At 42.2% G+C, this 26320-nt stretch carries 20 protein-coding genes, 1 pseudogene and 1 riboswitch; of the genes and pseudogenes, 8 read left to right on the forward strand and 13 right to left on the reverse strand.

Annotated elements, in window-relative coordinates:
• The first annotated feature begins 44 nt into the window (after positions 1-44).
• Positions 45-1718, forward strand: coding sequence for an ABC transporter permease (locus NSQ26_RS10350; protein ID WP_499718107.1), 1674 nt, complete (start codon positions 45-47; stop codon positions 1716-1718).
• Between the two features lie 78 nt (positions 1719-1796).
• Positions 1797-1946, forward strand: a complete 150-nt coding sequence (locus NSQ26_RS10355; protein WP_499718108.1) for a hypothetical protein — start codon at positions 1797-1799, stop codon at positions 1944-1946.
• A gap of 20 nt (positions 1947-1966) precedes the next feature.
• Here NSQ26_RS10355 and hflX read toward each other — a convergent pair whose 3' ends face one another.
• Positions 1967-3235, reverse strand: coding sequence for a GTPase HflX (gene hflX / locus NSQ26_RS10360; RefSeq protein ID WP_499718109.1), 1269 nt, complete (start codon positions 3233-3235; stop codon positions 1967-1969).
• Positions 3236-3384: 149 nt separating this feature from the next.
• Positions 3385-3564, forward strand: a riboswitch (yybP-ykoY riboswitch).
• Positions 3565-3637: 73 nt separating this feature from the next.
• On the opposite strand from hflX, the gene NSQ26_RS10365 reads away from it, so the two are divergent.
• Together NSQ26_RS10365 and NSQ26_RS10370 are read left to right on the forward strand one after the other, a co-directional pair.
• The gene (locus NSQ26_RS10365) at positions 3638-4426 is read left to right on the forward strand and encodes a TerC family protein (protein WP_090776698.1); all 789 of its coding nucleotides are present in this window, start codon (positions 3638-3640) and stop codon (positions 4424-4426) included.
• Positions 4427-4451: 25 nt separating this feature from the next.
• A complete protein-coding gene (locus NSQ26_RS10370; RefSeq protein ID WP_090776697.1) occupies positions 4452-4988 on the forward strand; it encodes a DNA-3-methyladenine glycosylase I in 537 nt (178 codons plus the stop codon).
• 38 nt (positions 4989-5026) lie between these two features.
• Here the strand turns inward: NSQ26_RS10370 and NSQ26_RS10375 are convergent, their stop codons facing one another.
• The 7 genes from NSQ26_RS10375 to NSQ26_RS10405 all read right to left on the reverse strand — a co-directional run bounded on the left by NSQ26_RS10375 (position 5027) and on the right by NSQ26_RS10405 (position 15995).
• Positions 5027-5746, reverse strand: a complete 720-nt coding sequence (locus NSQ26_RS10375; RefSeq protein WP_090776696.1) for a hypothetical protein — start codon at positions 5744-5746, stop codon at positions 5027-5029.
• Between the two features lie 86 nt (positions 5747-5832).
• Complete coding sequence (locus NSQ26_RS10380) at positions 5833-8205, reverse strand: S8 family serine peptidase (RefSeq protein ID WP_499718110.1); 2373 nt, start codon at positions 8203-8205, stop codon at positions 5833-5835.
• Between the two features lie 391 nt (positions 8206-8596).
• Positions 8597-10999: a S8 family serine peptidase gene (locus NSQ26_RS10385; protein ID WP_499718111.1), complete on the reverse strand. Its 2403-nt coding sequence runs from the start codon at positions 10997-10999 to the stop codon at positions 8597-8599.
• Between the two features lie 360 nt (positions 11000-11359).
• Positions 11360-12076 carry a M73 family metallopeptidase gene (locus NSQ26_RS10390; RefSeq protein WP_090776693.1) on the reverse strand — a complete coding sequence of 239 codons (717 nt, stop codon included), beginning with the start codon at positions 12074-12076 and terminating at the stop codon, positions 11360-11362.
• Between the two features lie 74 nt (positions 12077-12150).
• On the reverse strand, positions 12151-14511 hold the full coding sequence (locus NSQ26_RS10395; RefSeq protein WP_499718112.1) for a S8 family serine peptidase: 2361 nt from the start codon (positions 14509-14511) through the stop codon (positions 12151-12153).
• Between the two features lie 434 nt (positions 14512-14945).
• Positions 14946-15482 (reverse strand): signal peptidase I, encoded by a 537-nt coding sequence (locus NSQ26_RS10400; RefSeq protein ID WP_499718113.1) that lies wholly within the window; start codon positions 15480-15482, stop codon positions 14946-14948.
• 57 nt (positions 15483-15539) lie between these two features.
• Entirely contained in the window at positions 15540-15995 is a 456-nt protein-coding gene (locus NSQ26_RS10405; RefSeq protein WP_499718114.1) for a flavin reductase family protein, read from the reverse strand.
• A gap of 174 nt (positions 15996-16169) precedes the next feature.
• Here NSQ26_RS10405 and map point away from each other — a divergent pair, with 174 nt between their 5' ends.
• Positions 16170-16937 carry a type I methionyl aminopeptidase gene (gene map / locus NSQ26_RS10410; protein WP_499718115.1) on the forward strand — a complete coding sequence of 256 codons (768 nt, stop codon included), beginning with the start codon at positions 16170-16172 and terminating at the stop codon, positions 16935-16937.
• 44 nt (positions 16938-16981) lie between these two features.
• On the opposite strand, the gene NSQ26_RS10415 is transcribed toward map, so the two are convergent.
• Together NSQ26_RS10415 and NSQ26_RS10420 are read right to left on the reverse strand one after the other, a co-directional pair.
• Positions 16982-18268, reverse strand: a complete 1287-nt coding sequence (locus NSQ26_RS10415) for an aspartate aminotransferase type Ic (protein WP_499718116.1) — start codon at positions 18266-18268, stop codon at positions 16982-16984.
• A gap of 78 nt (positions 18269-18346) precedes the next feature.
• Positions 18347-18700, reverse strand: a complete 354-nt coding sequence (locus NSQ26_RS10420) for a hypothetical protein (RefSeq protein WP_090776687.1) — start codon at positions 18698-18700, stop codon at positions 18347-18349.
• Positions 18701-18973: 273 nt separating this feature from the next.
• Here NSQ26_RS10420 and NSQ26_RS10425 point away from each other — a divergent pair, with 273 nt between their 5' ends.
• The gene (locus NSQ26_RS10425; RefSeq protein ID WP_090776686.1) at positions 18974-19222 is read left to right on the forward strand and encodes a GlsB/YeaQ/YmgE family stress response membrane protein; all 249 of its coding nucleotides are present in this window, start codon (positions 18974-18976) and stop codon (positions 19220-19222) included.
• Between the two features lie 60 nt (positions 19223-19282).
• Here NSQ26_RS10425 and mgtE read toward each other — a convergent pair whose 3' ends face one another.
• Complete coding sequence (gene mgtE, locus NSQ26_RS10430; protein ID WP_090776685.1) at positions 19283-20656, reverse strand: magnesium transporter; 1374 nt, start codon at positions 20654-20656, stop codon at positions 19283-19285.
• 643 nt (positions 20657-21299) lie between these two features.
• On the opposite strand from mgtE, the gene abc-f reads away from it, so the two are divergent.
• Both abc-f and NSQ26_RS10440 read left to right on the forward strand, forming a co-directional pair.
• Positions 21300-23093, forward strand: coding sequence for a ribosomal protection-like ABC-F family protein (gene abc-f, locus NSQ26_RS10435; protein WP_499718117.1), 1794 nt, complete (start codon positions 21300-21302; stop codon positions 23091-23093).
• A gap of 108 nt (positions 23094-23201) precedes the next feature.
• On the forward strand, positions 23202-24842 hold the full coding sequence (locus NSQ26_RS10440) for a GNAT family N-acetyltransferase (RefSeq protein WP_499718118.1): 1641 nt from the start codon (positions 23202-23204) through the stop codon (positions 24840-24842).
• Between the two features lie 674 nt (positions 24843-25516).
• On the opposite strand, the gene NSQ26_RS10445 is transcribed toward NSQ26_RS10440, so the two are convergent.
• Both NSQ26_RS10445 and NSQ26_RS10450 read right to left on the reverse strand, forming a co-directional pair.
• Positions 25517-25975, reverse strand: coding sequence for a hypothetical protein (locus tag NSQ26_RS10445; RefSeq protein ID WP_499718119.1), 459 nt, complete (start codon positions 25973-25975; stop codon positions 25517-25519).
• Between the two features lie 87 nt (positions 25976-26062).
• Positions 26063-26314 (reverse strand): annotated as a pseudogene (locus NSQ26_RS10450) (hypothetical protein); the annotation flags it as partial.
• Positions 26315-26320: the final 6 nt, after the last annotated feature.

A 26320-nucleotide genomic window follows, 5' to 3' on the forward strand; every position in this document is an offset into this window, starting at 1 on the left:
GTGATGCCGTCTAATCATTCCTTATATGTAGGAGAGAGTTGCACATGAATAAAAAAAATCATAACAAAAAACACACAACAAGCGAGGTATGCAGGCAACGCCTGTCAACCTCGCTTGTTTTCGTGAAAAAGTATTGGCTGAACTTGTGGCATGGTGCGCCACCTGGGCCTGTCTTATTTGGTCTTGCTATGATCACAGCACTTATTATGGCGATCCCTATCGTGTACGTCACGCTAGAAGCATTACTTGCAGGTACAGATAATTGGTTACGTTTACTGGACACACGTGTACCCCACCTCCTTTGGAATACACTGTCGCTCACATTGCTTGTAACATTCTTCGCCTGTTTAATTGGCGTTTCCCTTGCTTGGTTTGTACATCGTACACATTTACCCGGGTATAAAACGTGGCAGTGGCTGCTCGCTTTACCTTTAGTCATTCCACCTTATGTCGGTGCCGTCGCATACATCATTATTTTCGGACCCCGAGGCTGGCTTTGGCGGTATTGGCGTGATTCTGCATGGCTTTCTGAACGATTCGGCGAATATCCAATTGATTTGTACACCTTTTGGGGCGTCTGTTTTATTTTAACGTTGTTTACGTATCCATATGTCTACTTAATTACAAGTGCAGCGTTACGCAAGATGAATCGCAACTTTGAAGAAGTCGCCCGTGCACAAGGCATGTCAACAAAACATATTTTCTTTAAAGTGAATTTACCGTTTTTACGACCTGCGATCGGTGCTGGGGCGATTCTCATTGCTTTATATGTCTTATCTGATTTCGGGGCGATTGCCATGTTGCGATACACAACATTTACTGCCGCTATTTATTATCAGATGAGCAGCTACGATCACCTCTCAGCAACCGTACTCAGTCTCGTGCTGATCATCCTTACATTAATCATCCTGTGGATTGAAACACGCACTCGGAAAAATCGCCATTATTATCAAACAACAAACAGCTTTCAACCTCCTAAGCGGCTTTCTTTAGGAAAGTGGACATGGATTGCTTTTGTTTTTGTTTTTCTGATCTTTTCGCTCTCTGTTCTGTTGCCCATTGCAGTCCTACTTTACTGGACAATGATTGGCATTGGTGATGGGGTGCTTGATACAAAATTTTGGACATACGGATTCAACAGCCTCAAAGTTTCGGCGCTAGCTGCTTTGTCGTGTATGTTTTTGTCTTTACCAGTTGTTTATTTACGGTCCCGCTACCCAACAACCATTTCTTATTTTATTGCGAAGCTGAGCTATGCTGGTTATGCTTTACCGGGTGTCATTGTTGCAATCGGTGTGATCTTTTTATTTAATCAATATGTGCCAGTTTTATATAACACCTTTTATTTAATTGCCTTTGCCTTCATTATTCGATTCTTACCTCAATCGATGCAAGCCACCGATGCTTCGTTACGGCTTATTTCACCACGAATAGATGAAGCTGCACGTAGTCTTGGGCAACCACCATGGAAAGTGATGTTGACTGTGATTATTCCATCTGTATTGCCGGGAATCCTTGCCGGCGGTGCACTCGTATTTGTCAGTGCGATGAAGGAGTTACCAGCCACTCTCTTACTCCGACCACCTGGATTTGATACACTCTCCGTACGAATATGGGTAGATACAAGTGAAGCAATGTATGCACAGGCCGCGCCTACAGCACTACTCATCATTCTTGTTTCACTCATTCCACTACGGTATTTGCTAAAAAAGTATTAACGTATGAAAAATCACATTTAATTTTGTTTAAAAATCCTCCTTTTGGCAATGATAACAGTAAAAAGGAGCGTCTCTCTTATGAACTTAGCACGCCTTAACACAACACAATACCAAACACATACAGAAATCGCTAACCGCCGACTGTCACGTCATATTTTAACGTACAGTCACTGGTATGATGATGACACGATCCAAAAAGCAAAAGAAAATTTACGAAAAAAAACATGATGCACGCTAAAAAAAGCGCATCATGTTTTTGATTGATAATCTTTCCATTTGTCCACTTCAGAATGACGCACGAGCGCTTGAACACGCCATCCGTCATCTTCTTTTAACACCGACTGTACAACTGTCTGTTGATGAACCTCAGCAAATATGTCCGGCTTATTGTATGGTATTAAAAATGTTTTTGTCACATCACATCCGTACAGTAGTTCTTCTATCCTCTTAAATAAATGTGGCAATCCTTCCCCCGTTTTTGCCGATAAAAATAGTTCATTTTCATGTATACGTGGCACTTCCTTAGGAACTTGGTCAATTTTATTAAAGATGTGCAGCCGTGGCTGGTCAATCCCAAGTGAAGCAAGCGTTTCATCCGTTGTCTTTATCATCTCTAAATAATGCTCATGGGTGTAATCAACGACATGCAGCAGCAAATCTGCATCTTTTGCCTCAGACAACGTGGACCGGAAAGCTTTCACTAAATGATGAGGTAATTTAGATACAAAACCTACTGTATCCGCCAGAAAAAAGGCGTGCTGCTGATTTAACGATACTTGCCGTACGGATGTATCAAGTGTCGCAAACAACATGTCTTTTTCTAACACTGCCTTCTCAATAGATTGTTGTGTATAACGTAAGATGGCATTCATTAATGAAGACTTTCCGGCGTTTGTATAGCCTACAAGTGCTACAAGTGGCGTCATCTGTTTTTTGCGCTTCTTACGTTGTTCTTCACGCTGTTCATCCACTTTTGCAAGATCTCGTTTTAAACTTTGCATACGTGTTTCAATTTTACGACGATCAAGTTCTAGTTTCGTCTCTCCCCCACCTCGTGTCGCTAACCCTACGCCACTCCCACCTTGACGGCTTAACGAGGCCCGCATGCCAACAAGCCGCGGCAATAAATACTGTGATTGGGCAAGTAATACTTGCATTTGTGCTTCTTTTGTCTGCGCTCTTTTTGCAAAAATATCCACCACAAGCATCGTTCGATCATACACAGTCACTTCTAGCAGACTTTCCAGATTTCTTATTTGCGACGGAGATAATTCATCATTAAAGACAACGATTGTCGCTTCACCTACTTCGCACATCGCCTGTAACTCCCTCACTTTGCCTTTACCAATATAGGTTGCACGATTTGGCACCGACAACTTTTGGGTTAGCTGTCCAATCGTCTCTAGGTCAAGCGCTTCTGTAAGGTGTTCTAACTCTTGCATTTCATACACTAAATCATTTGTTCCAGGTAAATCTATCCCGACAATGATTGCGCTTTGTTTTTGATTGTCTCCCATCCATTTCCTCCCTCAGACGTTTCGAAATCCATGTAGATACACGCTGCCACTAGTATAACACCTTTTTCAATACATCATCATGCACAGCTGTTCAAAAAATGTTTGACATCGATCACACAACCGCGATATACTCATATTAAATTCAATCGGATTCCTTCAAAGGGGAGTAGCGATCGAGTAGTATTTACTCGAATCAAAGTCGTCATGACGTGAACAACTGTTCACCGGCTTTGATGGCATAATGACTATGCTTTGCAAGACCTTTGCCATGTTCAGTTAAATGACTGTGGCAGAGGTCTTTTTATGTCTTCTGTCTCGTTTATTTGATTGGCTACAGGCGGGATACATTGAGCAGGCAATTGCACACTGCTATTGCACAACCTTTTAAGGAGAGAATATGAAATGGAAATGACTTTATTGTTGGAGTACAGCTGGGTGCTCATCGTCCTCGTTGCATTGGAAGGCATTCTTGCTGCAGATAACGCGCTTGTCTTAGCGATCATGGTAAAGCACTTACCAGAGAAAGAACGCAAAAAAGCTTTGTTTTATGGATTGGCTGGTGCCTTTGTCTTTCGGTTATTATCTTTATTTGTCATCTCTTTTCTCGTTAACATCTGGCAAGTACAAGCGATCGGAGCACTGTACCTCCTCTTTATTGCTGCCAATCATTTATTGCGAAAATATATTGTGCGTAATAGTGAGGTGGCTGCCGGAATGGATGTCGCCAAAAAAGGGAGCGGGTTTTGGTGGACCGTCCTAAAAGTAGAAATTGCCGATATCGCCTTTGCTGTTGACTCAATTTTAGCTGCCGTTGCACTCGCTAGTGCACTCACACCAACAAACTTAGGGACAGTCGGTAGCATGGACGTGGGACAATTTGTCGTTGTCTTCTTAGGTGGCTTTTTCGGTCTTCTCATTATGCGATTTGCAGCAGTAAAATTTGTTCGCTTACTGCAAAAACGACCTGGGCTGGAGACTGCTGCTTTTGTTATTGTTGGTTGGGTCGGGATAAAATTAGTCGTCCAAGTACTGGCCCATCCGTCAGTCAATCTTATCCATGAACATTTCCCGCACAGCACAATTTGGAAGGTGTTTTTCTATTGTACACTTGTCGTGATCGTACTGTTTGGATGGTTCTGCTCAAAAGTAGAAGAAGAGGGGCAGTCACAGCATACGCCACTAGATCAATAAACTGACACAAGAAAGAAGGAGAGACATGTGCACAAGATGTAGCTGGGTCACTCATGATCCGTTATACAAACATTACCATGACCATGAATGGGGCAAAAAGACAACAGATGACCGCCTTTTATTTGAACAACTCATGCTAGAGGCGATGCAATCTGGACTTAGCTGGCTGACCATTTTAAAAAAACGAGAGGGTATCCGTGAGGCATTTGCTCAGTTTAACATCGACACGTTAACCCGCTACACGGATTGTCATGTTTCCCAGTTGTTGCAGAACAAAAACATCATCCGACATGAAGGAAAAATCCGTGCCGTCCTAAACAATGCACATGTAGTAAGAAACATACAGGAAGCGCACGAATCTCTGTTCAATTACATCTCCACTTTCATCAGCAGTAACATGAATACATCCTCCATGGACCAGGCAAAAAAGATGAGTCGTGCCCTCAAAAAACACGGGATGTCTTTCGTTGGACCAACTACATGCCACTCCTTCATGCAATCCTCTGGTCTGATTAATGGGCATCAGATCGATTGTTTTCTCTTTAACAAGTCCTCCCCGTAAGAAAAAGTTTGCCAGGATCACTGGCAAACTTTTTTCGCTTATCTTTCCGTATACAACGCCCCATTATCTGTTTGTTTCCCTAATACATTAAGGGTCGCTTCATATACCGCTCCTTGGTACTCGTTCCCAGCTTTCTCATCCAGTTTCACACCGAAATTCAAATCAATATATTGGTCTTCCTCCAACTTCCAAAACTCATTCTTCTCTCCATCTAAAGCACCATCACCTAAGACAAAGGAGCCTGCGTTGTTCACCTCGTCCTCATCAATCAAATTAACTTCAATTTCCACGTCTTCAGTTACGTGTGTGCGCTTCGTTGACTTGTTAAGCGCCCCAATCTCATTTGTGATCCCGTCAAACAATTTTTCTAGCTCGTACTGGGCATCTTTAAACACATCCGTATCAGGTGTTTTCTTATACTTGATTGCAATATAACCAACCTTATAAGGGTCAATTGAGGCATTCACGTTTATTTCGTGCTCATACGTAGCTTGCAGATGTGCATCTAGCGTCCCTGTGTTCTCTATTTTCAACCAGTCACCGAAAATTAATTGCGACGGCGCAAACGATGAAGCTTGGACGATGTCACCAGAAATGTCATTGCCATTGTTCAATTCTAACGTACCGTTTTTAAGCTCTCCATTTGCTGATGTTTGAGAAGTAAACCAAGAAAATGAACCATTTGTTCCTACAACGAGTGCCAAAGCTCCTGCAAACGCTGTTCCAATCATCGCTACCTTTAACTTTTTCGTTTTCATTATCATCATTCCCCCTAAATATTTATCATGTCGATAAAAAACGTATAGAAGGAGTTTTTCTCACTCCCTCTATTCAGTTTTTCGCCTTACGAAGCTACTTCGTCTTGGAATACATGACCAATTGGAAACGGTTCAACCACTTCCGAAGTAATATAGGTACCAAATGGCACACGATACACTTCATTTTCATCCGCTTGGTTTGTATATGTGATATAACCGCCATATAAACCTGTTGTCGTTGTTTTTGGTGCGATCAAAAATGCATTATTTGTAACCATTTGACCTGCCGGTACAGTGACCTTTTTGTTTGTTTGTAATACAACCCCACTCGCAGCCGCCGGCAACGTTCCGTTCACTGCATGAAATTTCACATCAACAGTGAATGTTTTCTCCTCAGAAGAACGATTAGTTAAACGTAAGCTATGACGTTCACGAATGTTTCCTTTATTTGTGCTAAGCATCCCATAACTAATTGCCCCCGTATGGTCAGAAACAAATTCAAGCACACCATCAACCACATGCAATCCATTCATTGTTGTTTGAACCGTCATGTCTGTTGCAACGGCAGCCTTTGGATTAATTAAACCCGCACCAATCTCAAAGACATTGTACTCTTCAGACAACGGTACCGCCGTATTCATTAAACGTGTCTTAATTTCTGCTGGTGTTAAATCTCCATCCGCTTGCAACATTAAAGCTGCAACGCCTGCAACATGCGGTGAAGCCATTGACGTCCCAGACGCACGCTGATAAGCAAACTCATAGCGATCGATATACTCCGGTCCCGCCATATACGATGGCACAGTTGACAAAATGTTTACCCCTGGTGCAACCACTTCAGGTTTAATTGCCGCTGTCATTTTAACTGGACCGCGAGAACTTGTGTCGGCTAGTACATCACCTGCCACTACGAGCTCGCTCATCTCACCAAACGTCATTGTTGAACCCTCGGCTAGTAATGCAGCAATTTCACTGCCTTGCTCATATGTCAAAGAAAAGCTCGGGATATAGCGAGGGCTTTCACCAAGATACGTTGGAATATGTCCATCTTCTGGGACATGATTATAAATGATGACAGCTACTGCACCATTTGCTTTTGCATTCTCAATCTTCTCAACAAATGTAATTTCTCCTCGTGAGATAAATGCAATTTTTCCGTCCACATCTATATCTTTAAAGTCTGCTTCATATCCCAGCCCTGCTCCTACTACTTCAAATGTCTCTTTTGCCAATGTTGTGTAGTCTGTATCAAACGAAGTAGCCAATACCCGTAAATCTCCAGTCAGTGTTTCTTCTCCGACATCATACGAACTTACGAACTCCGGCAAGGTAGTTGGTACACTGCTTGATCCGACAGAAATTGCCAAAGCCGATGTCGCCGGTGATCCAACTGACTCCAAACCATCCAGACCAGCATTACCCGCAGATGTCACGACTGTCACTCCGGCTAATGCCGCATTATTTGAAGCAATACTCGTCGGATAAGTCGGGTTATTTTCACTAGCGCCAAGAGATAAATTAATGACATCCATTCCATCTTCCACTGACTGTTCAATTGACGCAATGACGTCAGATGTAAAACCTGATCCATACGGGCCTAAAACACGATACGCATACAAATCCACATCAGGCGCCACGCCTAAAACAGCGTATTCTGAATCATTCTCAGCTTGTCCCGCAATTGTACCAGCAACATGTGTACCGTGATTTGTATAATATGATCGACCATCTAGGTTTTTTTCTGGTTGTCCAGATTCAAGCCAATCCTCATACGTTGCTTCCATTGGATCATCATCGTTATCAACAAAATCATAGCCACCTTGATAAGCAGCCTTTAAATCTGGATGGTTGTAGTCAATACCTGTATCAATGACCGCCACTTTAATCCCTTTACCAGTTAGACCGTCTACATGCATATCTGTAACGCCGAGGTGTGGCACACTCTCAGCCATCAATGCTTCAACTGGCTCATCTGCACCTTTCTCCTCAATTGGATGAACCAATTCAATCGTATCATTACTATAAACGGCTTTAACGCCTTCATAGTCTAATAGTTTTTCAACTTTATTCGCTGGTAACGTCAACGTAACACCATTAAAAACGGCATCATATGTACGTTCGACTTCATACTCAGTTGGCGAGGCCACATGATCAAGCACCTCTTCAAAAGCTGAATGTGATGCTTCTACATTGTCTTTTGCTTCTTTTTCTGTTAATTTCTCACCCAATGCTGCCGCTTCAGCTAAAGCCACTTTCTCTGGGACTTCCTCTAGCTCTACGATGACAGATACTGCTTCATCACTTTTTAAATCAACCTTTCCATCGACATGAAGCATTTTCTTTTCATCGCTTTCGGCCAATGCTGTTTGCATGGACGTCGGCACAGCACTTGCTACCATTCCGAGTGACACCGTCGCTGCAAATGCAATTTTAGCGTATCTTGATGTTGTTTTTCTCATCGAAACATCCTCTCTTTGGTGTATGAATCCAGCATTCTAAATTGAATTATAGCAAAACTATCGACAAAATTGTCATGATGCGTTTTTTGTTTATAAAGTTATGAACGAGTGCTACGCCCCCTAAAAAATTTACCCTTATCCATTTTGTCCCTGCACAAAGGTCATTTGCATGAACAATGGTCACTATTTTCAATCATTATTAACATCATTTGATCAGAAAAATGAATCTTTATACCCATAGACAGAAAGGTTCTTTCAGACTATATATTTTACATATAATGGACTTAAGATGATCTAAAAGTCTTGTTTTTCATTCCATTCTATCGCAACTTATGTAAATAAACGATAAATAATGTAAGACCGGCAAGAACAATGCCGGTCTTGAAGTCATTTACGAAGCCAAAGAATCTTTTATTTCAATTCCGATAGGAAACGGCGCCACCATTTCAGCAGTAATACATGCCCCGAATGGGATACGATATACCTCATTTTTGTCTTTTTCATTTGTGTACGTCATATAACCCCCATACACACCACTCTTAGCTGTCTTTGGTGAAATCAGAAACACATTATTTGTCACTGCTTTCCCTGCTGGAATGGTGACTTTTTTGTTTGTTTGCAACACAACCCCGCTCTCAGCGGCTGGCAATGTCCCATTTATATCTTGGAATTGTACGTCAACTAAAAACGTCTTCGCCTCAGAAGAACGATTTTGCAACCGCACACTATTTCGTTCACGTATATTCCCGTCATGTGTACTGAGAAGGCCATAACTTAGTGCCCCTGTCTGGTCTGGTACATTTGTCAAGATATGATCTTGTACATGCACGCCTTCAACTGTCGTTTGAATGGTTACATCGGCTGTCACTGCTGATCGTGGATCAATTAAACCCGCACCCACTTCGAAAACATTGTATTCTTTTGCTAATGGGCGTGCTGTGTTCATGACACGTGTCTTCACTTCTCCAGGTGTTAGGTCGTGATCAGCTTGTAACATGAGTGCCGCAACACCAGCGACGTATGGCGCTGCCATTGAAGTCCCTGAATAATGGTCATAAGCCTCATCATAATTTCCAATATGCTCCGGTCCAAGCATAAAATCAGGAACTGTAGAGAAGATTTCCTCCCCAGGTGCCACAATTTCAGGTTTGATTGCACCTGTCTGGTTAACCGGACCACGAGAGCTAAACGATGCAATGAGGTCACCCGTTGCAATCCATTCACTTGCCCCCAGCTTCACTGAAACTTCCTTCTCTGCTAACGCTGCAATGTCACTGCCTTGTTCATCTGAAAGATAGAATGTTGGGATATCAAGTCCAGTACCATAAAAGTTCCAGAAAGATGAAGAATCGAGTTCTAAACCTACAAAATCGTTATAAATGAACACTGCAGCGGCACCTTCCTCACCTGCACGTAACAGTCTTCCTTCCTCATCTCTAAAAAGCTCTTTTGCTGAGATCACTACTGCCTTTCCCTCTAGGTCAATATGATCAAGGTCCGATTCTGCTATATTAACCAACTCAAACTCTTGTCCACTTAGCGATTCTCCGTCAACATCTTCATCAAAAGTAGGATCCAAACGTACTTGTCCTGTCAACATCTCGTTTTCGGATGTATACGTGCTCTCAAATTGCAGGATATCTAGTGGCATTGAACTTGCCCCCACCGCGATTGGCAGTGAAGCTGTTGCTGGTTCTCCCACTGTGTATAAACTATGATCTTCATCATATAGCGCATATAACGCGTCATTGCCGGCGGCAACCACCACTGTCACACCAGAAAGTACCGCGTTGTTCACTGCAATGCTTTCTGGTGTCAGTGGCGTATTTTCTGGTGATCCGAGTGATAAGTTAATGACATCCATCTCGTCCAACACTGATTGTTCAATCGCAGCGATGATATCCGCTGTTTCTCCCCAGCCTCCTGGACCGAGCACACGATAAGCATACAAATCAACATCCGGTGCCACACCTAGCACTGCATGATCAACATTGTTTTCTGCTTGACCAGCAATAATTCCAGCAACGTGTGTACCATGAGCTGTGTAATATTCTTCAAAAAACTCGTCAGGATCATCAGAATCACGCACCTCAAGCCAATCGTCATACGTTGTCTCCATTGGATCATCGTCATCATCGACAAAGTCATAGCCGCCTTTATACGCAGACTTCAAGTCAGGATGATTGTAATCAATACCTGTATCAATCACACCGACTTTAATCCCTTTACCGGTGAAACCTTCTGTATGCATCTCTGCCACACCTAAACGAGGTGTACTACCCGTCGTTTCTTTGGTCACCGTTTCCGTTGATGTCTTTTGATTGAGAGGTCGAACAAGTTCAACCTTATCATTTTTATAAATCGCTTTAATTCCTTCATAGTCTAATAGTTTTTCAACCTTATTCGCTGGCAACGTCAGCGCTGCACCATTAAATATCTTGCTGTATGTTCGTTCAACCTCATACTCAGATTTAGTCTCTACGACCTCATCTAGTGCATCAATAAATGCCTCTTGTGATACTTCAATGTGGTTTTTTGCTTCCTTTTCTGTCAGTTTTTCACCTTCTGCTTCTGCCTCGACTAAAGCCACTTGTTCAGGCACCTCTTTAAGTTCAACAATGACTGATACATCTTCTTCGCTATTTAAATCAATTTTGTCATCAATATACAGGGTCTCTTCTTTGCTTTTAGTTTCGGCCGACACAATTAGTGCTGGAGAAGTCGCAGTAATCATACTGACCGATAGTGTCGCTGCGCATGCAATCTTTACATATCTTAATCTTGTTTTCTTCATAAATTCGTGGCCTCTTTCTTGTTTAATTTTGTGCTATCAATCAAATTATAACAACAACGATCATAGAATCGTCTATCTGAACCTCTTCTATTTCCCGCTCCAAAAGATCACTTACTTCAACGTTTCATTTTCACCGCGGTAATTTCTCCCTGTACAAAAACATTTCCATTCAGTTATCTCATCCTTTTTTACCATATTTCACATTTACACACTAAAAATGAGCTTATATGACTATAAATAGATGTTTCCATCACACTATGAAACTTACATATATTAGACAAATGTAGGCCATACTACCTATTCACTAATCGGACATATAAAAAACAGACCAGCAATAGGTTGCTGGTCCATGAAAACATGCTATTTTTCTGTATACAATGCTCCCTCATCTGTTTGTTTCCCTAAAACATCTAGCACTGCCTCATACGTAGCACCTTGATATTCATTACCCGCTTCTGCGTCTAATTTCACGCCAATATTTATATCAATGTACTGCCCTTGCTTAAGTTGCCAAAACTTATTTTTATCTCCATCTAAGGCGCCATCACCAAAAATAAATGAAGTTGCATTATCCGTATACGCATCCTCATCCACAATGCCCGTCAAAATTTCAACGCCGTTTAGTTTTTTCTCCTGCGTCATCGAGACAGAAGCAGACTGGCGCTCATTGGTAACACCATCAAACAATTTCTGCAAATCATACTGCGCGCCTTCGTATACGTCCTTGTCTGGCGCCACTGTATATTTAATTGCAATGTAACCCACTTTATATGCATCAATTGGTGCCGCTACGTCGATGCTATGGGAGTATGTGGTACGTAAATGTGCATCAAGCGTTCCTGTATTTCCGACCTCCAACCAGTCGCCGAAAATGAGCTGTGACGGTGCAAAGTTTGTTGCCTGAACAATGTTTCCTGAAATGTTATTGCCGTCATTTAATTCCAACGTACCGTTTGTGAGCTGGCCAGAAGCTGATGTTTCTGATGTAAACCATGAAAAAGATCCATTATTTCCTACCATCAAAACAATCGCTCCCGCAAACGCCGTACCAATCATTGCTATTTTTAATTTCTTCATGTCCGAATTCCCCCTTGGAGTGATAAATTTCATCTACATAGCAGGGCTACATGAGCCCCACTATCATTGCATGATTATTCTTTAAAAGAGCGACCAACAGGATATGGTTCTACTGCTTCCGGTGTTACATATGCACCAAATGGTACACGGTACACCTCATCATCATCGTCTTGATTCGTGTACGTAATGTAACCACCATATAACCCTTGCTTTGCTGTCTTTGGACCGAGGAAGAACACATTGTTTGTCACCGTTTTACCTGCTGGCACGGAAACAACCGTATTTGTTTGTGCCACAATCCCATTTGCAGAAGCTTCTTGTGTGCCGTTGACAGTATGAAAATCAACATCCACGTTAAAGGTCTTCGCTGTTTCACCGCTATTCGTAAAGCGTAAGCTCTCCCGTTCACGAATATTCCCATCATTTGTGCTCACAAATCCATAACTGATAGCACCCGTTAAGTCGTCGACAAGCTGTAAACGATCGTTTTCCAGATGCAAGCCATCAATCGTTGTTTGAATCATCATATCTGTAGCTACCGCGTCTTTTGGTTGGATGAGACCTGCACCAACTTCAAACACATTGTATTCTTGAGAAAGGGGAACAGCTGTATTCATTAACCGTGTTTTCACATCAGCCGGTGTCCAATCAGGATTTGCTTGTAGCATAAGTGCAACCACACCCGTTACGTGCGGCGCCGACATCGATGTTCCAGACATCCGAGCGTACGCAATATCATAATTCCCGACGTGCTCAGAGCCTGCTGTGTACGATGGTACTGTCGATAAAATTGAGACGCCTGGTGCGACAATCTCTGGTTTAATTGCGGCCGTGACGTTAATTGGTCCACGAGAGCTAAAGTCTGCCAACCGGTCGCCGCCAGCAACCATTTCTGACATGTCACCAAACGTTACTTGACTTCCTTCCTCTAATTTCTCTGCAATCGCACTTCCTTGCTCATACGTTAGTGAAAAGCTCGGAATATAGCTATGGCTTTCACCAAGATAAAATGGAATGTGCCCTTGACCCGGCTCATGATTATAAATGATTGTTGCTATCGCACCATTTGCCTTCGCATTAGCAATCTTCTCGTTAAAAGTAATTTCACCACGAGAAATGACTGCAATCTTTCCTTCTACATCGATCGTTTCAAAGTCTGATGCGTATCCAAGACCTGCGCCAACCAGTTCATATGATTCATGCGCAAATGCCGCTAAATCAGCGCCAAAAGAGGTCGCTAAAACACGTAAGTCTCCTGTCAATGTTGCTTCTCCTAAAACATACGAACTTGAAAACTCTGTTATTGTTGCTGGTAGATCACTTGCACCCACACCAATTGGCAATGCCGCTGTCCCTGGAGAACCGACTGTGCCTAGTCCACTCCCAGCATTCCCTGCTGAATTGACAACGGTTACACCGGCTAGCGACGCATTATTCGTTGCGATACTTGTTGGATAAATTGGGTCATTAACGCTCGCACCAAGAGAAAGATTGATGACATCCATACCGTCACGTACTGATTGATCAATTGCCGCAATGACATTTGATGTTAACCCACTACCATATGGACCAAGTACACGATACGCATAAAGATCTGCATCTGGTGCAACACCAAGCACAGCCATGTCTACATCATTGTCTGCTTGTCCACCAATTGTTCCGGCTACATGTGTCCCGTGATTCGTATAATACGGTCGACCTGAAGCGCTAAATTCTGGTAGACCCGACTCGAGCCAATCATCATAAGTCGCTTCCATTGGATCATCATCACCATCAACAAAATCATAGCCACCTTTATAAGCATTCGTAAGATCTGGGTGGTGATAATCAATGCCTGTATCTAAAACACCTACTTTTATTCCCGCACCCGTCACACCATCGACATGCATGTCTGTAATTCCTAAATGCGGTAAACTATTCGCCATCAATGGCTCCACAACATCGTCTAGGCTTGTCTCTTCAACGGGAGCAATTAACTCAACTGTATCATTGCTATAAATGGCCTTTACTCCTTCGACTTCTAACAAATCCTCAACTTGATTGGCCGGTAAACTTAACGCCGCGCCGTTGAATACGGTTTCATATGTTTTCTCAATAACATATTCTGATTCTTCACTAGAAACTTCTTCTAGCGCCTCTTCAAACGCGACATGTGACACTTCGACCTTCTCTTTTGCCTCTTTCTCTGACAATTTCTTTCCGAGCTTTTCAGCTGTAGCAACAGCTACTTTTTCAGGCATTTCCGTTAATTCCACAATGACTGATACTGTCTCTTCACTCTCTAAATCAATATCATCCTGAATGTACAAATGCTTCTTTTCTCCATTTTCTGCCAAAGACGGTTGCGACGGAAATGTAAACGAACTTGCGACCATACCTAGTGCCAATGTCGCTGCACAAGCTACCTTCGCATATCTTGATGTTGCTTTTTTCATGAAAGCATCCTCTCCCCGTGTGTAAGTGTGTGATTCTAATCGAATTATAGCAAAAATATAAACATACAGGATGCCCTTTTCTCACACTTCTATCTTCACATATGATTTGTCTATTGTGAAGATAGAACACTTTTAATACGTAAATCCCCCCTTGTAACTAGGATTTATGAACCTTTTGTTCTTTCTTCAAACCGTTCCTTTTTAAACATCTGTCTGAAAATGATCCTTTTTACTCATACGAAATATAGTTCTATTTATATATTATAATCCCATAAATCAGGAAACTCCATGGACCATTTGACTTATGCGATGACCTCATCATCATTAATTTCACACAAAAAAGCACATGAACAATCAAAGCATCCACCTCTCTTTAAAAATGCTTTAGAGAGCATGGATGCATTAAAGTGGACATTCCTTTTGAATGCAACTTTCTAAGACTTCTCGTTAGAACGTTTTCTGATGATTTCATAGAGCGTGAGCAATAAATAAATTGCAAGTGGCAAAGCAATCAGTAGTACATAACCGATCGGTTGTCGAATAGACTGCGCAAGTGAACCTAATTTAGGAATCGTGAACACGTGGACACCAACAATCTGTTCCTTCACAACAGGATCTTCGTCTGTGACATTATTATTGTCTCCTTTTGTTACATAATAAGTGACACCTTCTTCAACATATTGATCCGTGACGCGATGGGTAACAAATCGGCGTTCTGGCATCATAAAAGTAATGATATCATCCACAGTGACTTCAATGTCCTCTACTGGCTTCATCACCACCACATCTCCACTACTAAAAGATGGCTGCATGCTATTTGACAATATGGTATAAGAAGACCATCCAAACAAAGTGGGCCCTCTCCCATATTCGTCTTTTCCTTGGAGAACAAATAAAATGACTACAAAAAATAAAAATGAAAAGATCCCTATACCTAACAATTTTATTACGGATATAATGTGTTGCTTCATCACGACACCTGCCTTGTTTACAACAGCGATACTGCATCACTCCGTTACACGTTAGTTCTAAACCATCCTTTTATAACCACCTTCATAATAAACAAGCGGCGATTCATTCGTCACAACCACATTTCTTACTTTCCCAATAAAAATTGAGTGATCACCTTGAACACTGACATCGTGCACATCACAAGCAATGGTCGCAATTGCTCCTTCTACAACAGGCAACCCGTTTAGAAACGAAAAAGAAACATTTTCTGACTCTTTTTGTCCTGCAAAATGCATAGACAAGTCAGCACGATCTTCTGACAAAATATTAACAGAAAACGTCCCCGTTTCTTCTACCATCGGTTTAAACTTTGCATGATTTGCAATGGAAACCGCAATCAGCTTTGGGGTAAGAGAAACTGACATAAATGCATTTGCTGTCATCCCATGGTAATTGCCTTCCACTTCGGTTAATAGCACAGTTACGCCTGTTGCAAATTTACTCATTGCCGTTTTAAATAATCGATCATCCATTGTCATTCCCCTCCCTAGATAAAAACATCATAATCATAAATAAAAGTTGAAATTGACTCAGCCGCTTCTGTCTTACAAAACAATATGCTAAAATAACATACATAAAAAAATGAACCGTTATTCTCTTTACACATTATATATATTAATCTGACCATAAGAAAGTAGGTAATCATCTTGATCACATTAAAATCAAACCGTGAAATCGCACTGATGCAAAAAGCGGGAGCATTACTGGCGTCTTGCCACAAAGCACTCTCGTCCTTCATCAAGCCGGGTATCACAACAGCTGAAATTGATTTATTTGTTGAGCAGTTTTTAAAAAAACATCACGCCACAGCCGAACAAAAAGGGTATAAAGGCTATCAATACGCAACATGCGCCTCGATCAATGACGAAATTTGTCACGGGTTCCCGCGTCGTACACCACTGAAAAACGGCGACATTGTCACGATTGATTCTGTATTTAATTTGAATGGTGCCTTGGCCGATTCCGCTTGGACATATGCTGTTGGCAACGTTTCCAAAGAAGCACGTGATTTGATGAAGGTCACTCATGAGTCTCTATACAAAGGCATCTCACAAGCTCAAATCGGTCATCGTATTGGCGACATTGGGCATGCAATTCAAACTCATGCTGAGACAGCCGGCTATGCCGTGGTCCGCGGTTTTACAGGGCATGGCGTGGGCCCCACACTCCATGAGCCCCCACAAATATTACATTTTGGGGAACGAAACAAAGGACTACGCTTGCGTGAAGGCATGGTGATCACCATTGAACCAATGATTAATATTGGTCGCTATGAAAGCAAACTTGATCATAACGGTTGGACCGCACGCACAATTAATGGCTCACTCTCTGCTCAGTACGAACATACGATAGCCATCACAAAAAATGGACCGCTCATCTTAACAGACCAAGGGGAAGCGCGCCCTACATATTAGTAGGACGACTTCCATCTCTACGTAACGACGTCATAGATGCATGCTCATACCGCCAGCAATTTTTCTACAGCAGCTAGCTCTACACAAACACAAATAATTTTCATCGCTTGCTCTAGCTCACTCATGCTCGGATATGTTGGTGCAATACGAATATTTCTGTCTCGCGGGTCAACGCCATATGGAAATGTCGCACCAGCAGTCGTTAACGTCACGCCAGCTTGCTTAGCAAGCGCCACAACCCGTTTTGCACAACCATCAAGCACATTTAAGCTAACAAAATAGCCACCTTTTGGTTTCGTCCACGTGGCAATGCCTTTCCCAGATAATGACGCTGTGAATGCGCGATCCACTTCCGCAAATTTCGGCTTTAAAATTTCAGCATGCTTTTTCATCAATGCGGGAATCCCACCGACTTTCTCAAAAAAGCGGACATGCCGCAATTGATTTATTTTATCGGCACCTATTGTTTGCACCGAAAAAAACCTTTTTTTTGCTGCCGTAATATTCGCTTCACTTGAGATAAATGCTGAAATACCTGCGCCAGGAAATGTCATTTTTGATGTAGAAGCAAACATGTAAACACGGTTTTCATTTTCTGTACCCGCAACATCCTCAAAAATGTTGCGTAACTCATCAGGTGTGTTCGTCAAATGGTGAACAGCATACGCATTGTCCCAGAAAAGACGAAAATCTCGTGCCTTTGTTTGCATCCTTGCTAATCGACGAACCACCTCGTCACTATAAGTAATACCAGTTGGGTTACTGTACTTCGGGACACACCACATCCCTTTGATCGCATCATCTTCACGTACAAGTCGCTCTATTTCATCTATGTCCGGCCCTTCTTCTGTCATTGCAATGGGAATCATTTCTATGCCGAACAATGCACAAATCTCGAAGTGACGGTCATAGCTTGGGACAGGACATAGAAATTTCACTTTAGGAAGCTTGGACCACGGCAAGCATCCATCTTCTACACCATGTGTCATCGCCCGCGCAACACGATCGTGCATTAATGTTAAGCTTGAATTGCCACCAACAAACACTTGCGAACTGCGTACCCCAAACATTTTGGCAAATAATCCTTTTGCTTCAGGAATACCATCTAGCCCACCATAATTTCGTGGATCGATGCCGTTTTCTACTTGCAGACAATCTTTCGGAGTGAGTACATTTAATAAATCCATCGATAAATCAAGTTGTGCAGGACTCGGCTTTCCGCGTGCCATGTTTAAGGAGATATTTTGGGCACAAAAATGATCAAATTGCCCTTTTAACATATGATAATGTTCCTGTAATCCAGTCTTATTCATTGTATGTAACGTGTCCATATGTGGCTCCTCCCTTGCATCACCACGAGCTTCTACGTGCGTATTGGCACGCAGAAGCTGTGGTCTGTCAATCTTATTTTAATGCTTGTCTACTTTACTCATATCAAGGTTGTAATCACCTTCACCAGCTGGCACTGGTTTCTTCGCGCCACCAAAAATCGTCTCTCGGCTAATCTCCAACTTTTCTGCAGCCCGATCAAAATACGGATCAGCCAACTGCGTATCTTCATTCAACACAAACTCAAGCGCATTAATTTGTGTGCGTAACCGTTGCATCGTTCGGTCTAAATAAATATACACTTGTTGCTCGTGCTGTGACATTTGTTTGAAACTTGCCTCATCCACCTTCATCTCTTTCACTTTATTAATGCACTTACCCAGCTCTTCTCGCAACACATTCCGTTGCTGCTTCACAATTGTTACGTCTCTCATTGATCATTCACCCTTTCATGCATGTTACACAAAATCGAGGAGAACCATGGACTGATCCTACGTGTACTCCTCCATTATAGCGGTTTTATTCAAAAATCTCAGCTTAAAGCCCTTAAATTCTTAAAAAAGTTGCCACCCCGTGTTCAAAACCGCTTGATAAAAGGGTTTGAATAGCATACCAAATTTCTCCTGTTTACTTTTATTTAAATAGGGAAAACAAAAGGTACATCGTTTTTTATCACGTAAACACTGATAAAAGAAAAGGAGGAAATCATGGGTATTCTTTGGAGCATTCTAATTGGTGGTTTAATTGGTTGGGCTGCTGGTGCCATCACAAAACGAGATATTCCATATGGCATTCTGGGCAACATTATTGCTGGGATTGTCGGCGCAAATTTAGGCATGTGGATCTTTGGCGCGTGGGGACCTCGTCTCGGCGGCTTTGCTTTAATTCCCGCGCTTGTTGGGGCGATTATTTTAGTACTTGTAACCAGTGCCGTATTACGGGCAATAAAAAAATAAACATAGGTGTGTAACAGAGAAGGATCTGCTCGTTACACACTATGTTTTCCTGTGACATTTTTACATCACGATATTTCCTAGCAAAACGGTCGCCACTGTAAAGTAAACGAGTAAGCCAATAATATCATTTAAGGTGGTAATAAATGGCCCTGATGCCACTGCCGGATCAATTTTGAATTTATCAATGATCAACGGAATAATGGTACCAATGACAGCTGCAATGCTTAACGCTACAAATAGTGAGATACCAACAATAAAGGCAAGCGTCCAATTCCCTTGATAAAACACGCTAATAATGACCATTAACACAACCATACATATTAAACCAAGCAACAAACCTGTCCCAAGTTCACGTCTAATTGGTTTCCATACACCGCTCCGTTCAAATGACCCTGTTGCAAGTCCACGCACAGCCACTGCTAGCGACTGCGTCCCTGTATTTCCCGCTGTCCCCATGATCAGTGGCATAAACGCTGCCAATAACACCACTTGTTCTAATGTCTCCTCAAACCGACCAATAATATTAGCTGTTAACAAACCGAAAAACATCAACAAAATTAACCACGGTGCTCGTTTCCTCGCCGCCGCAAATGCTGTTAATGATAAGTCAGTCGCCCCGCGTGATGCAGCAAAATCATCAAAGTCCTCCGTGGCTTCTTCCTCCAAAACATCAATGACATCATCAACCGTAATAATACCAACTAGCCGCTTATCCGGCGTTACAACTGGTACCGCTAAGAAATCGTATTCTTTGATTAAATGGGCGACGTCTTCTTGATCATCATTTTCAAATACAGATACAACTTTCGTACTCATCATTTCTTCTACTGTCCGAGATGGTGCTGCAACGATGAGGTCACGTAATGAGACAACGCCAACCAAATGTTGATTTGCATCCACAACGTATAAATAATAAATGGTTTCCGCTTCGGGCGCTGTTTGCCTTAATGCCTCAATCACTTCTTTCGCTGTAGAAGTAACGGCAAGACGAATAAATTCCTTTGTCATAATCGCACCGGCTGTTTTTGGTGCGTAAGCCATGAGCTCTTCTACACGCTTAGACTCTTCTAAATCCATCGCACTAAGCATGTCGTCTGCTTTATTCTTATCAATTTCAGCTAAAAAGTCAGCCACATCATCAGCAGACATATGGTTAAACATCGACACAGCATATTGGTAACTGAGCTCAGGGAAAAGCGTGAGTTGATCTTCTAACTCAAACCCTTGAAACAAATCGGCAAACTCTTGTGGGCTCAAAAATAATAGTACTTGTTTTTGTAACGCCTTTTCTAGCCGCAAAAATAATTCCATCTGATCGGTTGGATGCAAGGCTAAAAATGACTCTCTAAAAAGACGTAAATTACGCTCAGATAAATGTTTGATCACTTCTTTTTCATAATCATTCCGTTTCCACTTACTTTTCAACAACTCCAAATCGATCCCCTCCTTTTAAAAAGAGAGGCGCTTCATTCCTACAGGCTGATGTAGGATGAATTGCTCCTCAAACTGATCTCGTTTTCTACAGCCTATCCTCGGATTGGGTAAACTATCCATCCCACACCACCCCCTTTATCATTCATTTTAGGTACGCACAAAAAACACCTCGTTTAAATGGAGGTGTCAAAACAGTTCCATACTTATCGCAAAAGTACATTGCACAACTGCTTGTGCACTCTAGACTGTTCAACTCCAACGTATCTTTCTCATCTCAAACATCCTTCGTGCTCCACTTTACCGTGATCCACCCACGCTGTCAATCATTTTTCTACTGATTTATTGACATGGTTCCTGTAGCAATGTAAAATTCATATGGAAAACATGTACTGGAGGTGGACGACATCGAGCTTAAAAAGTAATCATACGAACTGTTTCTTTCATAACCCGACAAATACGCACAGTTTTAGCGTGAAAAGACGGGATTCGTATGCACTTTTTTAGGGCGATGTTGACCACAAACAATAGAAACAAGCTTATACCGTACATAGCGGCTAAGCGTTTATTTGTGTATCCATATTACCCATCATTTTTACGTGCGCGTTTCCTCACACTTTTCGCGACATTCATGGGAGGTATGGATATGTTTATTTTTCAAGCAACTTGTTTAAAAAAAGAATGGTGTGGACACACGCTTTTTGAAAATATCAACATCGAATTAAAGAACGGAGAGCACATCGCCGTATACGGACAAAATGGCGTTGGCAAAACGACGCTACTACGCGGATTATGCGGAGACACCACGTTCGATCATGGGTCGGTGACCCACATGGTTCCCGTCTCGCAATGGGCTTTCTTGCACCAAGAAGTCCATGCAACAGCAAAGTTGCAAGACTATGTTGCAACCGGAGACCATGAGCGCGCACTCATAAAACAACAATTAGAGACATTGACACAAAAGCTGGCAGACCCCGATTCATTCAAACGTTACGAAGTATTATATGAACGTTTTTTGCAAATGGATGGTTACAACCTCGATACGGATGTAGAAAAATGTTTGCACACCGTCGGACTACCACCAGACACTTGGCACACATCTGTCTCTCAGTTAAGCGGCGGACAAAAAACGCGCGCGCAAATTGCTCGTATTTTATTGCAACAACCTCATTGTATAGTGATGGACGAACCGACCAATCATTTAGACGAAGAAACGATTACGTGGCTTGCCAAATGGCTCAAACAATATGAAGGTGCTGTCATGTACGTATCACACGACCGCTACTTCCTTGATGAAACGTCCGATGCGATCTATGAATTAACCGAAACAAGTTGCACCCGTTACGAAGGCGGTTATACAGCTTACAGACACCAAAAAGACATCGAACAGAAAACACAAGCAGCTGAAGCAAAAAAACAAGAACAAGAACGCCAAGCGTTACTGGCAGCCATTCGTAATTACCAACAATGGTTTCAAGCCGCTCATAAACAAGCTGGACAAAATGATTTTGCCCGCGCCAAGGCAAAGAAAAATGTCTCCCGTCTACACGCCAAAGAATCGGCGCTGAAACGTCTTGATGAGTCGCGCATTCGTAAACCACAACAAAGTGACCGTCTCCATATGCATTTACAAGCAACTTCTTTTGCCGGTCGCACATTGCTACAAGCGACAGATGTCTCTTTTGCCTACGGGCACAAAAACCTTTTTACAAATGTCACCTTTTCTGTCAACCGCGGCGACAAAATTGCCGTCACCGGTCCGAATGGCGCTGGCAAAACGACGTTGCTCAAATGTATGATTGGCACACTTACACCTGTTACTGGGAAAGTCTCGATGAGTCCACAAACGAAAATTGGCTATTTCTCACAAGAACTTGATGACTTGTCTGCCAAGCAAACAATCCTCGACTCTTTTTTAACGATTCCAGGCACTGTTGAAGCGGATGTTCGCACATTACTTGGTTGTTTTCTCTTCTCTAGAGATGATGTGTATAAGCAAGTGCGCGCGCTTAGTATGGGTGAGAAATGTCGGGTTGCGTTTTTGAAGCTTTATTTACGCGGGGCAAACTTACTTGTGCTGGACGAACCGACCAATTTTCTCGACATTGATACGCGCGAAATTATTGAGGATTTGTTGCAGGGATACGACGGCGCTCTCGTTGTTGTCTCACACGACCGGTACTTTTTAGAGAAAATCGCCACCCGCGTTCTGCATGTAGAAAAAGGGCGCGTTGATATGTATGATAGTAACTACAGCGCTTACCGAGAAAAACGCGCCCATCCTCGGCTCGACACAGCCGCACAGCTACGTGCTAATGAGCGCGAGCAACTGCAATTTCAGCTCACAACACTCATTAGTGCAACGACAGAAATGCTGTCAGCTGAACAAGAGACGGAGATTAAGGAGTTGAAGGCGCGGTTGAGGGCGTTAGAGACATGAAATAAGCCCGGTGAATCATGATGCGATTCGCCGGGCATTTGTATTTCCCGCATCTTAGAATTAAGCTATACTAGTCAGAGAAGAACAATGAAGAAGGGGGACACAACCATGACTTTTCCTAACGTACTGACTGATCCGCTCGCAAATACAGACTTAACGACGTACTTCCCTGGCTTTAGCGCAGTCGCTTATGCCCTCTATGATGAAGAGAAAGTCCTTTTGTACAATCATCCAAAATTTGAGCGACAACCGACCCTCTGCAAAAAAACAGCTCAGTTTTGTGCAGACACGCTTATCGTATATAAAGATTACCCAACTGCCATCATTGATGTTACACGGTATAATGACGGCGCATCACAATATGCCATCCTGATACACGAACTTTTTCACGGCTATCAATATATGAAAGGAGAAGCACGCTTCCCAGATGAATGCCAAGGCGTATTATATCCACTCTCAAAAGAAAACATTGAGCTACGAAATCAAGAGCGCCATCATCTCCATCAAGCATACATGGCGGCATCTCCAGCAAAGAAAAATGAGCATTTACAACATTTCATCGCTTGCCGTGAACAACGCACCACGCTCATGAATGATTTTGTTCATTACGAATTACAAGTTGAAACAATCGAGGGACCTGCACTGTATACAGAACTTCATGCGTACGCGATGAAACGAGATTGTACACCTAAAACAGCGATTATACCGTATGCTGAAAAATTACTAGATAAAAAAAGAACACTACTAAAACTACGTGAAAGCTGCTACTACAGCGGACTCCTTCTTTGTCTATTATTAGACATACAAAAACCGAATTGGCGAAAATCATTCTTTGAGAATGAACTGTCGTTGTATGAACAATTGAAAAGCAATGTAAGCGCTAATATCACGTATCCAGACACTATTCACATCGGTCCAGAAACGAAGGCACTTGCCTCTACCTTTCAAAAAGAGATGGCAAACACTTTTGCCCATGTAATGAACAAATCAGGATTTACCCTTACAATAGAAGGAGACATAACCCTCACTCAGTTCGATCCAATGAACATATTAAAATACGATGGAAAAACATTGCACCAGTCATTTGTAGAACTGAACATCAACGGGCAAACTTACATGATCAAACAACCGATTATTCTTTACACAGGCGAAGGACTCAAGTACGCTCCGCAAGCACAGCTCGTCCTCTCCCAAGTCCCACAAAAACAGCAACATGGTTGGATCGTGGATGGCATTGGAACAATCCAAGGTGGTGATTTGATAATGGAAAGTAAAGAGAGTGGGAGATTGAGGGTAAACGCCGACATACAAAAGAGAAATCCCATGATCAAGCCACTCAAAAAAGAAACTGACATCAAACTTGCTTATGATTTATTACACACATTACGACCAGACCTTTCACACGAAGCATTCACCCACTTATTTGAAGACATGCAACAGAGTGGTTATGCGATATTTGGCTACATGGAAGGGCAAGAACTAACAGCGATCGCAGGCGTCGCGATTCAGACGAATTTTTACAACAAAAAGCACTTGTACATCTATGATCTCGTGACAAAAGAAACAGCACGCTCAAAAGGATACGGTGCAAAATTGATCACTTACCTCTCTGATTACGCGCGAGAACAAGGGTGTCAGTACATCGCATTAGAATCGGGACTGCAAAGACTCGATGCCCACCGGTTTTACGAAAGAATAGGCTTTGAAAAGTTTTGCTACTCGTTCCGGTTGGATTTGAGTTCTAAGTAAACCTAAGTAGACACACGAAGAAAGAAGGTAGCATGCTGTCACTGTCACATGCCTACCTTCTTTCTTCCCTAAGAGTTCTATCTTTTTACCGCAACCCACACATTAACCATTTTTCGAATGAGTAATCATATGCCCTACTTATCGGAATCACCCATTCTATCTAACCATACATCCATGAAAAAAAATGTGCCCCAAGAAAGTACATAAAGAATGATGATGTTGACGTCGATCGTGTCGACCAAACTTCTTCCTTCTCTAAAAATCAAAAGTAAACAGAGAAAACCAACTGCACCTGTCATCATATAGATAAACCCGCGTTGTACACGGGAAGATTGCAAGCGCACGCAAAGTATTTGTGGTATGGAACCGAAAATGACGAAGCAGAGAAATGCGACCGGAAAGTATGCGAAAAACAACATACCTATTTTTGTGAAATCATACAGAAACAATAAATAACTAGCAACAATGATAGCGGGTATCATTGCATTCAAAAACAGATGTTTTACTAGAGAAGACAATTTTTTGTATATAGAGTACAACAATATGGAACTTAGAAAGAAGATTAGAACCCCGGGAAGAATTGTGCGTATTAAAAACACGAACATCGTGTTAATGTCCCCCTCTACATTTGTATAGGTTGTCATATACTCAATTTTCACCTTGAAAACCTCTACTTACTTTTCCCTTGTCATTTTCTCAATAACCCAACCGAACAAAACAGCTGTCACCATCCAAACAAGTGCAATCAACAATGAACCTGCTAAGTTTGTTTCTAACTTCGGAGAAATCGCTTGATATATGTAAACATATAACCCCAAATATAGCAGTAGAGACGCCCCATATATACTCCCTAAAACAATTGAGCGTTCCCGAACGATTTTGGCTAGAAAAGAAAATGTGATGAGCAAAAATAAACCTAAGGCGAGTGTTCCCAGGAGCATAAAGTCCCAAAAAAACAAAATATCACGCCACATCATATTATTGCCTTGAAAGGAAATGAAAGAAGTCGTAGATCCAAGATAAATAATGATCCACGGTGCTGTAATGATTGCGATAAAACATAACGCGATAACAAGGATGTTCCGCGCAATATTTAACATCAGATAGAAAGATTGTTTTTTATTATTGATCATTTGTCAACTTCCCTTTCGACAATTTTACGGAGGGAGACATCTAAAAAGTCGCTATTTCTAGTAGCAATAAATCCCCCTCACAACAATTCAAGCCTGAAACAACGTCCCATCAAGTGCCGCAATATACCGCTCAGCTGACTTTTGTACAGCCGCGCGCGCATCCTCTTTTACTATCCGATGGAAGGCGTTGTAAATGCGGTTAAACGGCAACGCCCCGACCTTACTCGCAATGTCTCGCACTTTCTCTGCAGGCAATGGGATCAAATTTGGATAACTGTACATAAAGCTGACCCAATTTTGATCGGGGACGACTTGAATGACATCCCCCGTTAGCAACACACACCG

The organism is Bacillus sp. FSL W7-1360 (assembly GCF_038592975.1).
GTDB classification, from domain to species: Bacteria; Bacillota; Bacilli; order Bacillales; family Bacillaceae_D; genus Shouchella; species Shouchella lonarensis.